At 73.0% G+C, this 15,745-nt stretch carries 10 protein-coding genes; 1 reads left to right on the forward strand and 9 read right to left on the reverse strand.

Going from position 1 to position 15,745, the window contains the following annotated elements; all coding sequences use genetic code 11:
• From ACFT41_RS14485 to ACFT41_RS14505, 5 genes are all read right to left on the reverse strand, one after another.
• On the reverse strand, positions 1-397 hold a 397-nt coding region (locus ACFT41_RS14485), incomplete at its 3' end, for a TIGR02679 domain-containing protein (protein WP_377613826.1).
• Positions 390-4,568, reverse strand: a complete 4,179-nt coding sequence (locus ACFT41_RS14490) for a TIGR02680 family protein (RefSeq protein ID WP_377586575.1) — start codon at positions 4,566-4,568, stop codon at positions 390-392. The genes ACFT41_RS14485 and ACFT41_RS14490, both read right to left, overlap by 8 nt.
• A 26-nt stretch (positions 4,569-4,594) precedes the next feature.
• Positions 4,595-5,815, reverse strand: coding sequence for a TIGR02678 family protein (locus ACFT41_RS14495; protein ID WP_377586577.1), 1,221 nt, complete (start codon positions 5,813-5,815; stop codon positions 4,595-4,597).
• Positions 5,812-7,458, reverse strand: coding sequence for a TIGR02677 family protein (locus ACFT41_RS14500; RefSeq protein ID WP_377613827.1), 1,647 nt, complete (start codon positions 7,456-7,458; stop codon positions 5,812-5,814). The genes ACFT41_RS14495 and ACFT41_RS14500 overlap by 4 nt, the downstream gene beginning before the upstream one ends.
• A gap of 121 nt (positions 7,459-7,579) precedes the next feature.
• Positions 7,580-9,061, reverse strand: coding sequence for an endo-1,4-beta-xylanase (locus ACFT41_RS14505; protein ID WP_377586581.1), 1,482 nt, complete (start codon positions 9,059-9,061; stop codon positions 7,580-7,582).
• Between the two features lie 374 nt (positions 9,062-9,435).
• Here ACFT41_RS14505 and ACFT41_RS14510 point away from each other — a divergent pair, with 374 nt between their 5' ends.
• Positions 9,436-10,092 (forward strand): GNAT family N-acetyltransferase, encoded by a 657-nt coding sequence (locus ACFT41_RS14510; RefSeq protein ID WP_377586583.1) that lies wholly within the window; start codon positions 9,436-9,438, stop codon positions 10,090-10,092.
• A gap of 129 nt (positions 10,093-10,221) precedes the next feature.
• On the opposite strand, the gene ACFT41_RS14515 is transcribed toward ACFT41_RS14510, so the two are convergent.
• From ACFT41_RS14515 to ACFT41_RS14530, 4 genes are read right to left on the reverse strand one after another with little or no spacing between them, the layout of a single operon-like run.
• The gene (locus ACFT41_RS14515) at positions 10,222-11,742 is read right to left on the reverse strand and encodes a bifunctional 3-(3-hydroxy-phenyl)propionate/3-hydroxycinnamic acid hydroxylase (protein WP_377586585.1); all 1,521 of its coding nucleotides are present in this window, start codon (positions 11,740-11,742) and stop codon (positions 10,222-10,224) included.
• A gap of 13 nt (positions 11,743-11,755) precedes the next feature.
• Positions 11,756-13,639: an acyl-CoA synthetase gene (locus tag ACFT41_RS14520; protein ID WP_377586587.1), complete on the reverse strand. Its 1,884-nt coding sequence runs from the start codon at positions 13,637-13,639 to the stop codon at positions 11,756-11,758.
• Positions 13,636-14,574 (reverse strand): fumarylacetoacetate hydrolase family protein, encoded by a 939-nt coding sequence (locus tag ACFT41_RS14525; protein ID WP_377586589.1) that lies wholly within the window; start codon positions 14,572-14,574, stop codon positions 13,636-13,638. Before ACFT41_RS14525 ends, ACFT41_RS14520 begins: the two co-directional genes overlap by 4 nt.
• Positions 14,571-15,704: a VOC family protein gene (locus ACFT41_RS14530; protein ID WP_377586591.1), complete on the reverse strand. Its 1,134-nt coding sequence runs from the start codon at positions 15,702-15,704 to the stop codon at positions 14,571-14,573. Before ACFT41_RS14530 ends, ACFT41_RS14525 begins: the two co-directional genes overlap by 4 nt.
• Positions 15,705-15,745: the final 41 nt, after the last annotated feature.

Below are 15,745 nucleotides of genomic sequence, written 5' to 3' on the forward strand. Positions count from 1 at the left end.
CAGCACACCAGGCGGCCAGCTCGGTACGACGCTCACCGAGCGCGGTGAGCGGTGCCAGCGCCGCCCGCCAGGATGCTGCCTCGGCGGCCCGCACGTCGGCGAGGACCGCGACCTCTCCGGTGAGCGTCCGCACGGCGGCGGCCAGCCCTGCCGGGTGCAGGCCGCTGCGCCGCAGCACCCGGTCCAGCTCGTCCAGGTTGACCGTCAGGCTGCCGCCTCGGCCGGGCGGGCGACCCAACAGCCCTTCCACCGCCCGGCGTTCCTCCGGGCTGGGCTCGGCGAGCGAGAGCGTACCGGTCAACGGCTGTCCCCGGGCGATCCGGCTACGCAGCCGCTGGACCAGCCGGGCGGTGGCCGAACCGCCGAGCTGACGGCGCAGCCGGTCGGGGTCACCCACCCGGCCCCCACAACGCCGGCTGGCCGTCACCCGGCTCCGCGGTGCCCGGCGGACCACCACCGTCGGCAGGTTCCGGGACCCGTGGCTGCGGCGTCCGCTGCTCGGGCCGGGTGCTCCGCCGCCGCTGCCGGCCGTCCCACCGCCACGGGGTGACCAGCACCGCGTCGATACCGTCGTGCCGCGACAGCTGTGCGATGCCGAGACCGGGCACCTGCGGATAGCAGCCCCACTCCCGCTCGCTGGTCATCACGACGTCCAGGTCGAAGGTGGCCAGCAGGCCGAGACACTTCGCCCGGGAATCGTCGTCGACCCCGGCGAACGCCTCGTCCAGGGCGATCAGCCGTGGCGCGTGCGGATTGCCGGCGGACCCGTAGTAGGACGAGGCGGCGGCGAACAGCGGAATACTCGCGGCCAGCACCCGCTCGCCACCCGAGGCCGGCCCGGCCGCCGGGCGCCACTGCCCGTCCTGGTGCCGCTGGATCACGAACTCGTGCCACGCCCGATAGTCCAGCGCCCGGGTGAGCTGCTCGGTCCAGGTCGCCGCGTCGTCGCGCAGCCGCTCCCGGTTGATCTGTTCCTGAAGGAAGGCGCCCACGACCCGGCGATCCTCGTCGTTCCAGACGTCGGTGCTCTGCCGCAGCTGCCGGCCGCGCAGCTCAGCCAGCCCGGCCGGGGCGTCGCGGGTCGGTCGCCACAGCAGTCTCAGCCGCATTCCGGTGGACGTGGGTCGGGCCTGCAGCTCGGCGTTCATCTCGTCCACCTGCCGTTCCGCGCCGACGATCAGCTCCTGCAACGCCCCCGCGACCTCGTTGACCAGGTGGGTCTCCAACACCTCGCGTTCGTGCGCGGAGAGCAGCCGCTGCCGTTCGGTGATCTCGTCGACCAGGGCGGCGGAGAGGTCGGCCACCGTCCGGCTGTGCCCCTGAAAGATCACCTCGACCACCATGGTCTCCTCGCGCACCATCGGCAGCACCTGGTGACCGTGCCGGGAGAGGCTGTCGGTGAGCGTCTTCATGTCTGCGCTGACCTGCTGCTGCAGCCGATCCCAGCGACGGTCGTCGTCGGCGGCGTCGGCGAGCGACCGTTCCACGGCCCGGGCGAGCGTCACCGCCGGGGTCACCGCCCACGCTCCGGTGGTGTCCGGCACGTCCAGCTCCGGGCAGGCCAAGCCGATGAGGCCGGTGCCGGCGAGGGCGCGTAGCCCGTCGACGGCGCGGTCACGGGCCGGAGTCGCCTCGTCGAGGGTTTCGCGCAGCCGGGTGCGCTGGCCATGGGCGTCACCTCGCGCGTCCCGGGCGGCCCCCTCCTGCTCGCGTGCCTGCTCGATGTCCCGGTCGCACCGCTGGCGCAGCTCGGTCACCTCGGCGATGCGGCGGTGGAGCTCGGCGACGGAGTCGCCGGCGGTGGCGTCGAGCGTCTCGAACTCGACCCGGGCGACGGTCGCCGCCTGCCGCGCCTGCGCCGCCTCCGCGGCAGCCGGCGTCAGCCGCTCCAGCCAATCCGCGTGCTCCCGGTCGGCGTCCTCCCGGCGGGCCGTCGCGGTCCGCACCCCGGTCACGGTCGGCCACCACGCGGCCAGCGCGACCCGGTACGACTGCAGCCCGTCGCGGACCTCGGCCAACTCGTCGGGGTCGTACGGCAGGTCGACGTCGCTGGCGAACTCGGTCGCCTCGGTCAGCGCGGCGCTGGACTCCGCCAGCCGCCGGCGCAGCCGCCCATCGGCCTCCTCCCGCCCCACGACGACGTCCCGACGACCCTGGTAGGCGCCGCGCACCAGGGTGTGTGCCTCGCGCAGCGGCTGATCCGACGGCAGCGCCTCCACCTCGGCGGCAACCTGCTCGCGCCGCCGCCGTAGGTCCTCGCGGCGGGTTCCGATCGCCGCCAACTCCGCCGTCAGGTCGCTGGCCTGCCGACGGAGCTGCGCGACGCGCGCCCGGCGGTACGCCTCCCGGGCCCCGTCGCCGATGTGCTCCGCCGCCGGTTTGGTCCACTGCCCGGTGAGGATGCCGTTGCCGAATCCGCCGTCCGGGTCGACCCAGGTGGTGGCCGAGCCGGCACCGAGGCCGATCGCGGTGAGCACCGCCGTCACCGTGTCGTCGGCCAGCGCGGCGCTGGCCGGGTCGGCCGGGTCGATCGCCGGGCGCAGCAGCCCGCCCAGGTGGGCGCCGACAGGTGGGCCGGGCCGCAGCAGCGTGTCCCCGGTGACGGGGTCGCGCAGTGCGCCGTCCGGATCGAGCCAGGCGTCCAGGATTCCCGCCGCCTCCAGCGCCGCCTCGATCCCGGCCCGCTGCGCCGGCGGCACCTGCGGGGCGAAGTCGACGACCCGCCACAGTGGCGCACCGGGACGATCCCGCCGGATCCCGTCGGTCCGGGTGTGCGGCGCGGACGGTGGTTGGTGCCTCCCCTCCGCCAGCTCCCGCAGGTCGGCCTCGATCCGTGCCAGCTCGGCGCGGGCGGTGCGCTGCTCGGCCTCGGCGGTGGCGTCGGCACGGGTGAGCGCCTCGGTCGCGGCACGGGCGGCACGGGCGGTCTCCCGGACGGCGGGATTCTCCCCGTCCAGACCGCCGACCCACTGCTCCAGTGCGGCCAGCGTCACCTCGGCGTCGTCGACCCGCAGCTCGACCAGCCCGGTCAGGTGCTGCCTGGTCTGCCGCACGAGCAGCTCACCGGCCGCAGTCACCGCCGACTCCGCCTCGGCGACCCGCAGGTCCGCGGCGGCGAGCTCGCCGTCGAGCCGGTCGACGTCCTCGCGCGCCCGATCGGCCACGTCGCGGGCCCGGTCGGCGGCGGCGCGCAGCCGGTCGAGGGTACGCACCGAGGCCGCCCGCGACGCGACCAGCTCCTCGGCCGCGGCGGTCGCCTCGGCCGCCCCTCGCTCCAGCGCCGGCAGCACCCGGTTGGTGTGCCGATCGGTCAGCCGGGCAGCTTCGGCGTCCCGCCGTACCCGTTCCCGGGCCGCCTCCTGCGCCTGCCGTGACCGCTCCAGCTCCCGGGCAGCCTCCTCGGCCGACCGTCGGGTCCGCGCCACGTCCGCCTGCAGCTCGCGCAGCCGCTGCTCCTGCTGCTGAGCCAGCCGTTCCCGCTGTTCGGCGAGGTCACGCAGCCGCCCCAAGTGCTCGGCGGTGCGGGCCTCCGGGCTCTCCCGCAGCGCCTGCCACCGCGCGTCCAGCTCCTGGGACTGGCGCGTCAGCCGCTCGATCCGCCCCAACGCCGCCGCCAGCTCGGCGTCGGACTGCTCGTAGGCCCGCTGCGCTTCGGTGAGGTCCCGGCCGAGTTGCTCGTAGCGGCTGTGCTGTTGGCGCAGCACGGCCGCCCGTCGTCGGGTGGCGACGCGGGCGTACAGGCGGTAGCGGGTGAGGAACTCGTCGGCGGCTCGCTTGGTCTCGGCCAGTTCCCCCAGCGTCTCCCGTTCGTCGTCCAGGCTGCGGAACGCCTCGGCGACCTGGGTGATCAGGTTCTCGTTCAGCGGTGGCAGCGCGTCACCGAGCGCCCGGGACAGGCTCTTCTCGTCCGGTCGTTTCGACAGCTGTGGCTGACGCAGCCGGATCAGCAGGGAGATCAGCGCATCATAGCGGCTGCCCAGCCCGAACAGCGCCTCATCCACGGCCCGCCGGTAGTCCACCGCCCGGTCGTAGAGCATCCCCTCGACGCCGATCGCCTCCCGCAGCCGTTCCCGGGCCAGCGCGGTGCCGGTCGGGCCGACGAGGGCGAGTTCGACGCCGACCCGCTGGCTCGTGACGAAGAACCAGTGCCGGGCTATGCCCCGCCCGGCGACCGCCTTCAACCCACAGCCGATGGTGAGATACCGGTCGCCGTCGCGGTCGCGCCGGCCGAACTCCAGCCACGTGTAGCCGAGCCGCTCCGGGTGCGGGTGCCGGCCACCCAGCAGCAGGTTCCACTCCATTCGTTTGTGCGGGTCCCCGTCGGGCTCCACCCGGTACGGCGACAGCTCCCCGTCCAACAGGAACGGCACGGTCAACGCCAGCACCTTCGACTTGCCGGTGCCGTTGTTGCCCCGCAGCAGCAGGCTGCCACCGTGGAAGTGGAACTCCTCCTGGTCGTAGTAGAAGATGTCGACCAGTCCGGCACGCAGCGGCTGCCACCGTTCGCCACTCGGTCGGGGCAGGCTGTCGGCCGGGTGCGGTGGGGTGTCGGCCACAGGTGCGCTCACCGGGGCTTCCTCTCGATCGTTCCTGGTCACTGCGGGTGCGTAGGGGCACGGGCGGCAGGGACGCGGATGGTCGGTTCGGCCAGGGCGTACCGGGCGATCGCCGGGCGGGGCAGCACCAGCGGGTCGTCGGCCGGCTCGACGGCGACCAGCTTGAGCGCTTGCAGCGATTCCAACGCCGCCGCCACCAGGTCCACCTCGGCACCCGGGTCGGTGGCGTGTTTCCGCCAGTACGACCGGTGCTGCCGGGCCAGCTCCCGGGTGTGCCGATGCAGCGCGCTGACCCGCACGCCCGCGTCGGCTCCGGCGATCCGCTCGGCCAACAGCAGCGTCAGGTGGCTCTGCATCCCCTCGGCCGGCATCCGCACATCGGTCAGCTCGTCGTCCGGATCGACCATCGCGATCCCCTCCGCCCGCACCTCGGCCACCAGCCCGGTGAACTCGGTGATCCGGTGCAGCAGCGCATGCCGCTGACTGGTCAGGTAGGCCAGCTCGACGTCGGAGAGCTCGTCACGGTAGACCACTGGCTGCTCCAGCAGCAGCCGGGTGAGCCGGTGCCGCAGCGCCCGGTTACGGGCGTCGTCCACGTCCGGCACCACCTCGACGGTCAGCGCCGCCAGCCGGGACTCCGGCGTCGTCTCGTCGATCATCGACGGCCCCCGGGACGCGGCGAGCAGCCCGGAGATGACGTGCCGGTCCACGTCGTACAGCACGTCCCCGCCGGCGCCGAGGTACGCCTCCTCGTCCCCGGCGACCCGACGCAACACCCCCCAGTGCAGCAGCAGCCGCACCACGGCGACCATGTCGGCTCGACGTTCCCGGCGGTCCAGGGCGAACGAGAAGCCGGCGGCCGTCAACGCCGGATCGGTCGCCCCGGCGACCACCTCCTCGGCCAGCCGACCGAGGGTGATCTGCCCGTCGGCCCGCTCCAGCGTGGCCAGGGCCAGGCACGTCAGGACGTACCGCTGCCGGGAGAACGGGGTGCGGGCACGCGGGTCCCGAGCCGGGTGCGTGCCGTCGACCGGGTCGGCGGTGAGTTTCATCAGCCGTACCGTCTGGGCGTCGGCGAGAATCCGCCAGCCGGTCTCCCGGTCGAACCACTCCCGCAGCTCCGGCGCGTGGGCCCGGACCAGGCGGAAGTCCTCCTCGGCGGTGATCCCGGCGACCAGCAGCGGGCGGGCCAGCAGCAACCGGGCGGCCCGGCGGCGCCGTGCCTCCGGGGCGTCGTCGGGGCCTACGCGACGGCTCACCGGCCCACCCCGGCGAGGCCGACGCCGTCGGCGGAGGCGACTGGTCCGGCGGGGTCTCCAGATTCGGTCGCTGCGGCCAGGTCGATGATCTCGATGACGTGCTCCGGACCGGTGAGCACCCCGTCGGCGGTGACGAGCCGCACCAACGGCGCGTCGTCGACCCGACACAGTCGGACGGCCATCGTCCCGTCCGAGGTCGTGGTGCTCACCTCCGACCAGTCCGGCCCGCAGCCGGCGAGCGCGTCCCCGAGCAACTGGAGGAAGAGCCGGAACTCGACCGGGTCCAGCGCGGTGAGGGCGGAGAGAGGAATCGGCCCCGGCGTGGCCAGCGCGGCCCGGGCGCTGGCGGTCTGCTCCGCCTCCCGCCGCACCCGCTCGGCGAGCGCCCTTCGCTGCTCCGACCGGTCGATCACCCGGTTCGGCGAGCCTCGCCGCTCGTATGATCCGGTGCGCCGGAGTCGAGGGCTGATCTCCAGCCGAGGCCCCCGCGCCCACGGGGTGACCGCCGGCACCGGCTGCTCCCGTACGGCCGCGAGCGTCTCGGCCGTGACCGACAGGTGCCGGGCGGCGGAGAGCCCGAACGCGGTGTGCCACAGTCGATGCGCGGCCGGGTCGTCGGGCGTCTCGGCGAACCAGAGCGCGAGGCGACGGAAGTCGGCGGACCGGTCGGAACGGCCGGTCCGCCGCTCGTTGATCGCCGCGACCGCGCCGAGCAGCTGGCGGATCGCGCCGATCGCCGCGGTCCGCAGCAGTCGCGCCTGGGAGGGGCGGCTGGTCTCCGCGCTGACGAACCAGTCCCGCAGCCCGGCCCAGCGGTGCCGCCAGGCACGCAGCGCGTCCCGCTCGGCACCGGCGGCCCCGTGCCAACCGGCCGACGGCCGCTGGCCGGCGTCGGGCTCCTGCCCCGGCACGGCATCGGCGGCCTCCCGGCGCGCCACCACGACCAGGAGGGGCTCGACCCCGACCGCCTCGATCCGGCCGGCCAGCGCCGCGATCTCGGCACCCTGGTTGGCCAGGTCCGCGATGAACCGCTCCAGGTAGGAGATCAACAACTCCTTGTACGCGAGGAACGCCGCGACATCGGCGTCGACGAAGTCGATGGTGCGCCGCAGCGACGCCATGAACGCCTGCGCGTTGTCGGCCAGACCGGTGAACCGGTCGACCAGGCTCATCATCAGCAAGTGCGTCTTGGCCGCGTCAGGCTGCCCACCGGCGGCCGTCTCCTCGGCGATGAGCAGCAGTGCCCGCAACTGCCCGGCGATGTCCGACAGGGCCACCGACTGGAGGGCGCCACGCCGGCCCACGGCCTCCTCATAGGCGGCGATGGCCTGCTCGGCCGCGTAGCCCTCCGGGCTGAGCTGGTAGAGGTAGCGGGCCCGGTGGAAGTCCTCGACCGTGGTCACCCGGCCGGTGTCCGGGTCGGCCCGCAGGTTGCCCCAGGCACCGAGCTGGTCGAGCGCGGCGCGGACGGTCTCCAACGACTGGCCGGCACCGAGCTCGCCGAGCACGTCCTCCGGCCGCAGATGCACGGCGAACCGCTGCTTCGCCCGGACGAACACCGTCAGGACCTGCCGGTACAGCACCGCGTTCTGCGCCTGGAGATGGGCGAACGGCTGGGCTGTCGTGTCCACCCCGATAGCCATGGCGTCGATTGTCGCACCGACGCCCAGCGGGCCGTCACCCACCGTAGGCGACCCGGCGGCCGACGCACCGCTCTCGCCTGTCCTGGACGGGCGGCTCGCGCCCGCCCAGGACAGGACCTGCTCAGGAGGCGGCGCACACCGGGGTCAGGCCGGTGGCGGTCCCGGTGCCCTGGAAGCCGAACTCGGTGTACTGGCCGGCGTTCACCGCGCCGTTGTAGCTGACGTTGCTGAACTGCACGGTGCCACTGGTGCCACTGGCGTTGGCGCTCCAGGCGTTGGTCACCGTGGTCCCCGACGGCAGGGTGAGCTGGACGGTCCACCCGCGGATCGGCGAGGTGCCGGCGGTGACCCGCACGGTGGCGACGAAGCCCCCGGTCCAGGAGTTCAGCGAGACCGTGGCCGAGCAGCCGGTGGTCGGGTTCGGCGGCGTGGTCGGCGGGGCGGTCGTCACCGGCGGGGTCGTCGGCGGCGCGGTGGTCGGGTCGACCGGTGGCGTGGTCGGCGGGGCGGTCGTGGGCGGGGCGGTGGTACGGCCCTTGTTCAGCTCGTCGAGGACCGCGTGGTAGGCGGCCTTCTTCTGGTAGTTCCCGTTGCCGCCGGTGAACAGCAGGCCCCGCTCCGAGGAGCGCCACGACTCGCTGTCGGAGATGCCCCAGACGGTGATCCCGGTGCACTTCGCGACGTTCAGGCAGGCCCGGACGACCTTGCGGTAGTTCTCCGCCTGGCCCGCGCCGATGTCGTTGTTGCTCAGGTCGTCGTCGATGTCCACCTCGGACAGGTGCACCTCGACGCCGAGGTCGGCGAAGCGCTGGATGTTGGCCTGCAGGTCGTTGGTGATGATGCTGTTCGGGTTGTCGTTGAAGTGCGCCTGGAACCCGACGCAGTCGATGTACTGCCGGTAGTTGCGGACGATGTCGTACAGCGCGTTGGCCTTGCGGTTCTGGCCACCGCCCTGGACGGTCAGGCCCTCGACGTCGTAGTCGTTGATGCAGAGCTTGGTGGAGAACCCGCCGGCCTGCACGACCTGCTTGGCCCGGATGAACGAGTCCCGGATGACGTCGGTGTCGCCGGCGTCGAAGAAGTCACCGTCGCCGTTCGCGTCCCGGTTCATGCTGTGCGGCCACTGGCTCCGGCGCCGGCCGGTGTTGTTGTCCTCCAGCGCCTCGTTGACGACGTCCCAGTACGCGATCCTGCTGCCCCAGCGGTTGATCGCGTTGCCGATGAAGGTGTTCAGCGTCGCCTGGCTGGCCCCCTGCAGCGCGCCGGCCTGCGAGTGCCACACCAACGTGTGCCCCCGGACCAGCATGTTGTTGCTCTGGGCGTGGTTGACCAGGGTGTCCGCGCCACCGGTGTTCTGCAACCCACCGCTCGACGTGGCGATCCGGTCCGGCTTCATGTCGTTCTCGGGGGTCAGTTGGCCGAATTCCTGACCGACGATCGGGTAGAGCCGGTTGGGTGAGGCGGCGACGCCGAAGAACAGCCCGGCCTTGGCAGCCGCGGCTCGCAGCGTGGTCTCGGCTGCGGCGGCAGGGGCCGTGGACTGGACCGCCACAGCGCCGCTCACCAGCAACAACACCGCCGCCGGCAAGGCGATTCTCGGCATTCTCTTTCGCTGTCTCAGGCTGCCGTTCACGGGCCCTCCTCGACGCATGACGTCAATGATCGAAGTTCATGTATTCCAATCGGAGGGTCAGTATCGATACCGGTCGACCACAGTGTCAACAACTTCCGGAAATGTTTCGGAAACTTCGATGCGGGCTCAAGGAGTCGAAGGAGGCACGTCAGTGCAGGTGGGAGAGCAGTGCGACCGAACCCACAGCCTCGGACAGGAGGGCGACACTCGCCAGCTCCCCTCGCTCACACCACAGGTACCGAAACATTCGAAACCACGGCTTCCGGGAGAGCGGCCAGCGCCGCGTCGTACTGCGCCCGCAGCCGGTCCCGCTGGTCGACGAAGAGGGCCAGGAGCACGCCACGGTGGCCACCGCCGCGTCCAGCGACTCGCCACCGTGGGCGGGCGGCGAGACGAGGTACGGCTGGTACGGCGTCCCGCTGATCGCGTTCACGGCGTCTGGCAACGCCGTCCACGCCGCCACCTGCCCGCGCCGGGATAACGCGTTGCCTGCCGCCGGACGGATCGGGAAGGCTGCGCAGGTGGGGACAGAGCCTGAGCACGAGCGCCCGGTCCGGCCGGCGGCGGTGTCCGACGCCGACCTGGTGGCCGAGATGCTGGACGCCTTCAACCGCGAGTTCGACACCCCGACGCCGGGGCCGCGGGTGCTCGCCGCCCGGCTGCGGCGGCTCCTCGCCGGAGAGCACTTCCTGGTTCTGCTCGGCGGTGATCCGCCCGTCGGGGTCGCGGTGCTCTCCTTCCGGCCCAACCTCTGGTACGCCGGCCCGGTGGCCACCCTCGACGAGCTCTACGTGCGCCCCGAGGCGCGCGGACAGCGGTACGGACACGCCCTGCTGGAGGCCGCCTGCCGGCTGGCCCGCGAACGCGGCGCCGGATCGCTGGAGATCAACGTCGACGGCGAGGACACCGACGCCCGCCGCTTCTACGAGGCGCACGGCTTCTCCAACGTCGAGCCCGGGGCACCCGAGCCGATGTTCTACTACTACCGCGACCTCGACTGACTCCACAGGTCGCCGAACACCGTGGTCGGCCCGTACGACACTCTGCCCGCCTCGTTGGCGCCCTCGCTGCTGGGCCTGGCACCATCCGCGACAGCCGTCCGGGAGCGGTCCCAGCCGCGCGCCCCAGGTTCAGCGCGCTGCCGCCGACGACGTCGGTGCAGGCAGGGCTCGGCAGAGGCCGGCCAGCTGCTTGCCGGCAGCGAGCACGGTGCCGTCGGGGCGGACGATGGCCGCCCGTGCGCGGCTTCTCGTCAGCCATCGATGCAGTTCGCTGCCCGGCGGGGCGCCGACGACGACTGCTCCCTGGCGTGTCATCTCGGCCCGTTGCTCTGCCGACGGCTCGATGGAGGTGACGATCGCGAACCGGCCCGCAGCCACGTCGTCGAGACGGAGGTGGCCGTCGAGGACGGCGTTCGGGCACAGCCGGCCTGCGACGCCGCGGCGCAGCCGTGCCCGTATCACCAGGGCGGATCGGCGCAGCGCGGGTGTCTCACTGTCCGCAGCGAGGACCTGGAGACGGGGTACGAGATGCAGGCGTGGCGCCACCACCCGGCGGACGAGGTCTCCCCACCTGCCGCCGGCCGTCATGGCGATGCCGATCAGCTTCGCCATTCTGATCATGGCCCGGGCGTGCTGCCTGCGTTCGATCTCGTAGGTGTCGAGGACGCTCTCGGGCAGGGTCCCGTCGAGCACGCCGGTGAGTTTCCAGGCGAGGTTCATGGCGTCGCGGAGCCCGGCGCCCATGCCCTGGCCGATGAACGGCGGGGTGAGGTGGGCGGCGTCGCCGAGCAGGAAGATCCGCCGGTCGCGCCATCGGTCGGCGACCTGGGCGCGGAAGGTGTACTCGGCCGCACGGACGACCTCCAGCTCCGCGAGGGGGAGGTTCCCCGTCCACGGCGCGATCAACGGATGCAGCCGGGTCAGGTCGCGGAAGTCGTCGGCGGTCTCGCCGGGTGCCAGCAGGAACTCCCAGCGGTAGCGGGTCCGGCCGACCCGCATGTACGTCCCGGCGCGAGCCGGGTCGCAGAGCTGGTGCACACCCTCCCAGTGGCCGAGATCGGCCTCGGTGACCACGTCGACGACGAGCCAGCGTTGGGTGAACCCGAGGTCGTGCATGCTGGCGCCGATCGCGGTCCGGGTCAGCCCGTTGGCGCCGTCACAGCCCAGGACGTAGGCCGCGCGGACGATGTCGTGCGCGCCGGTGACCGTGTCGGTGACGCTCACCCGCACGCCGGCCGCGTCCTGGGCCAGCGCGGTGACCTCGGTGTCGCCGCGCAGGGTGGCGCTGCCGTGCCGCTGGAGGTTGCGGCGGAGGATCGCCTCCAGTTCCGGCTGGTCGAACATGCTCCCCTGCGGGTAGCCGTGCCTGCCCGGCGCCACGTCGCGGGGGAACTCGGCGAGCACCCGCATGCTCCGGTCGACCAGCCGCAGGCCCCGGTGTGGCCTGGAGATGGCGGCGAACTCCGCCCGCAGCCCCAGCCGGGCGAGGATGCGGTGAACCTCGTCGTCGAGGGCGACCGCGCGGGGCAGGGGATAGACCGCTCCCCACCGTTCGAGGATCAGGCACTCCACGCCGTACCGGGCGAGCAGCGTCGCGACGGTGAGCCCGGTGGGCCCCGCGCCGACGATGACGACCGGAACCCCTGTCACCGTGCCCCCCGCGTCATGAGACGACCACCAGTCGCCATTCGATGGCGTAACGGCCCAGGATCGCCTTGACCGCCTCCTCCTGACCAGCGGACTGTACTGTCACAGTGGCCACGATGGAGCTTCCCTCGATCATGGCCCCGATGTCCCGTACCCCGGCGACCTGGTCGAGCGCGGCGCGCAGTTCCTCGCGGGCGGCGTCCCGGCGCAGGGCGAGCTTGTAGAGCTTGCCCACGGCGGTGACGGGCAGTTCGTCGAGGACCGTCACGGACCTGGGCGCGGCGGTGCGGTCGGGCACCCGTTCGCTCGCCCAGGCGCGCAGCTCGTCCTCGGTCACGGTGGCGCCGGGCGCGAGGGTGACGTACGCGACCGGCACCTCCCCGGCGTGCACGTCGGGGCGTCCGACGGCGCTGGCCGCCGCGACCTGCGGGTGGGCCAGGAGAGCGTCCTCGACGATGGCGGGGTCGATGTTGTGGCCGCCGCGGATGATGAGGTCCTTGGCCCGGCCGGCGAGGTGGACGAAGCCGTCCTCGTCGATGCGGGCGAGGTCGCCGGTGTCGAGCCAGCCGTCGACCAGCTTGCCGAGTCCGTCCAGGACGGGTCCGTTCTCGTCGCGGTCGACGACATAGCCGGGGAAGACGGTCGGGCCGCTGATGGCCAGCACGCCCGGCTCGCCGACGGGTCGGTCCTCCCACGTGCCGTCCCCGGCCACGATTCGCACCCGCTGGTAGGGCAGGCGCTGCCCGACCGAACCCGGTCGCGGCGCGTCGGGAAAGTTGCGCGTGCTCGCACAGGTCGCCTCGGTCAGGCCGTAGCCCTCGACCAGGGGTATCCCGGTGCGGGCCCGGAAGCTGTCCCGGACCGCGGCGGGCAGGGGCGAGGCACCCACCATCGGAAACCGCAGGCTGCTGATGTCGTCGTCGACCGGGAGCTGGGCCAGTACGGCGTACACGGTGGGCACCGCGCTCATGGCCGCGATCCGGTAGTGCTCGACGATCTTCCAGAACGCGCCGAACAGTGCCGCGTCGCGGTAGCCCAACGGACCGGCCCACACCACGGGCTGGCCCTTGAACAGCGGTGCGAGGAGGGTGACGACGAGGGCGTTCACGTGGAACAGCGGAAGCGCCGCGAACACCACGCTCTCCTCGTCGAACAGGGAGCTGGCGGCCAGCATCCACGCGTCGCAGACCTCGTTGGCGTGCGTGTGCGCGGCCAGCTTCGGTGCTCCGGTGGTGCCGCCCGTGTGGAACATCGCGGCCAGGTCGGCGGCTCGGGGCAGCTCACCGGCGAAGGCGGCCAGGTCCCTGGTCGCGGCAAGCTCGCCGAGGTAGCCGACGCGAACGCCCTCGACGGTCGGCAGCGGCGGGGGCGTTCCCTTCGCCCCGGTGGGCCGGAGCACCAGGATCGCGTCGAGCAGGCCGGTGCGGGCGAGGGCCTGCGCGGTGTCCCACCCGTCCGGCCCGAGCTCGGGCCCGGCCGTGACCAGCACGCGGGCGCCGGAGCGGCGCAGGAGTTCGGCGAGGTGCTGCCGGGACAGGCCGCCGCCCAGCGGCGCCGCGATCCCGGCGAGCTGCCCGGCCAGCGTCGCGGTGACCAGTTCGGCGCAGTTGGGCGACATCAGCGCGACCGCGTCGCCCCGCCGCACGCCCAGGTCGTGGAACAGGTTCGCCGCCCGGTGGACGTCGGCCAGGAGTTCGGCGAAGGTACGCCGCAGCGGCTCCCGCCAGCGGGCGGCGTCCGGCAGGACGCTGACGGCCGTACGATCCGGCCAGTTCGTCGCTGCTCGGGACAGCAGCGCGTACGTGGTTTCGGGCAGGCCCCGCGCCTCCAGCGGCACGGCCTCGATCGCCTCCAGGTCGTCGGGCGCGGCGTACTCCGGCCACAGCAGGTGCCCGGTCATCGGGCGTACCGCACGACCGTGCGCTGCCGGCCCAGGTCGATCGCGCCGTCGTCGGTGGCGATCGCGGCCTCGACGACGTCGCCGTCGGCGAGGTACCTGGGGTTGCGGGCCTGGCCCTTGAAGAACATCCGCCACTTGACCGCGGGCGGCAGCAGCGAGGCGATGATCTCGACCGGCCTCGGTGGTGCGCTCAGGGCCGTCCCGACGGGCGTGCCGGTCAGCAGCAGGTCACCGGCGTCGACCCGCTGGAAACGGGTCAGCGCCTGCAACGCCCGGACCGGCAGGTAGATCATGTCGGCCGCCGTCATGTTCTGCCGGAGTTCACCGTTGACCCACAGCTTCAGCCGCAGGTCGGTGAACCGCCTGACGTCGTCGGCGTCGAGCAGCGCCAGCACCGGGCCGACCGGGGTGAACGTCGGGTAGGACTTGGCCTCGTAGAACTGGGTCTTGGGCAGCTGGACGTCGCGGGCGGAGATGTCGTTGGTCACCACCACCCCCGCGACGTAGTCGGCGAGGTTGTCGTCGGTGACGGCGGTGCCGACCGGCATCTCGCGGCCGAAGACCAGCCCGATCTCGACCTCGTAGTCGAGCAACGTCACATGGCCGGGGCGGACCACGTCGGCGTACGGGCCGGTGATCGAGCCCGAGGTCTTACGGAAGAACGTCAACGGGACGGTCGCCGGGTTCCCGTTCGTGTCCTCGACGTGCGACACGAAGTTCGTCATCTGGGCGACGACGCGGCAGGGCGCCGTCACCGGGGAGACCAGCTCGAGGTCCTCCACCGCGACGGTGTCGCCGCTCGCCGCGGCCGCGAGGATCGCGGGCCGGTCGGCCAGCAGTCCGCCGGTGGTGGTGGCGCTGGTGGGCACCCGGGCGGCGCCGGTGGGGGTGAGCACCCACCAGGCGTCGGCGGTGCGCAGGACGGAGGTGCTCATGAGGTGAACGCTTTCATCAGGCCACGGAGGCGGTGGAGGTCGAACTCGTTGTCCTCGCGCAGCGCGCCGATGACCGCGCGCAGCTCGCGAAGCGCTTCCCGGCCGGGTTTCATGCCGAGGAAGTCGGTGGTGGCGGGTGGGCCCCACTGGGCGAGCCCGGAGGCGGTCATCGGCGCCCAGCCCGGCTCCAGGGTGCAGTCGAACAGGTCGCCGTCGGTGAAGTGCTCGACCAGGAAGCCGTCCGGGTCGCGCCAGTAGTCGAAGATCTGACTGCCCTGGATGTGCCGGCCGATCCCCCAGGATCGCTGGTAACCCCGGTCGAGCAGGTGCTCCCCACCGGCCGCCAGCGAGTCGAGGCCGGGCACCTGGTAGGCCGAGTGCACGTACCGGTTGGCCGGGCCGAGGGTCATCGCGAGCGTGTGATGGTCGGTGGGTGTGCTGCCCCGGTCGCAGCGGATGAAGCTCATCACCGGGCCGCGCCCGCGCTGCCCGGGGTGGTAGAGAAAGTCGCTGACGATCAGGCCCAGGTGCTCCAGATACCAGTCGAGGGTCTCCAGGTACCTCGTCGTCTGCAGCACGACGTGACCCAGCCGCTGCACCCCGGCCGGCTCCCGCGGCGGCCGCTGGGTGGCGTTCACCCGCGTGACGTCGTGCCCGACGTTGAACGCCGGTGGCTGCTGCGTGGGCAGCGCGGGGAGCTCGTGGGTGTCGGCGACCACGCGGACCCGCGTCCCGTTCGGGTCGGTCAGCTCCACCGTCACCCCGCCCAGGCTCTCCGGCAGCCGCGTGATCGTCCTCCCGGTCGCCTCCGCGAGGCGCAGCACGTCCTGCCCGTCGGCGGCCCGGAACGCGGGGCCGAGGAACCGCGACCGCGGGCCCCGGCGGATGAGCACGCAGGGGGAACCGGCGTCGGTGCCCCGCAGCTGCACCTCGTCGGCGGTACGCAGCGCGGTGGTGAAGCCGAAGGCCCGGGCGAACGCCTCGGCCCGCTCAAGATCGGGCTTCTGGAACTCCAGCCAGGCGAGGTCGTGCACCTTCACGGTCGGGTTGCGGGCCCTGCCCGGGTGCTCGCCCGGCAGTGCGCCCTGCTCGCTGTGCAGACCGGTGTGCGGGTCGTGGTGCGCGATCATGTCCCGCTCCCTCCAAGTTGACGAAATCGTCACTTACGAGG

Origin of the sequence: Micromonospora sp. NPDC057141 (assembly GCF_042670805.1) — a bacterium.
GTDB lineage: Bacteria > Actinomycetota > Actinomycetes > Mycobacteriales > Micromonosporaceae > Micromonospora.

Coding starts and splice junctions, on each gene's coding strand:
- ACFT41_RS14500 (WP_377613827.1), bottom strand. CDS start 7,458: ATGGCTATCGGGGTGGACACGACAGCCCAGCCGTTCGCCCATCTCCAG.
- ACFT41_RS14505 (WP_377586581.1), bottom strand. CDS start 9,061: ATGCCGAGAATCGCCTTGCCGGCGGCGGTGTTGTTGCTGGTGAGCGGC.
- ACFT41_RS14520 (WP_377586587.1), bottom strand. CDS start 13,639: ATGACCGGGCACCTGCTGTGGCCGGAGTACGCCGCGCCCGACGACCTG.
- ACFT41_RS14525 (WP_377586589.1), bottom strand. CDS start 14,574: ATGAGCACCTCCGTCCTGCGCACCGCCGACGCCTGGTGGGTGCTCACC.
- ACFT41_RS14530 (WP_377586591.1), bottom strand. CDS start 15,704: ATGATCGCGCACCACGACCCGCACACCGGTCTGCACAGCGAGCAGGGC.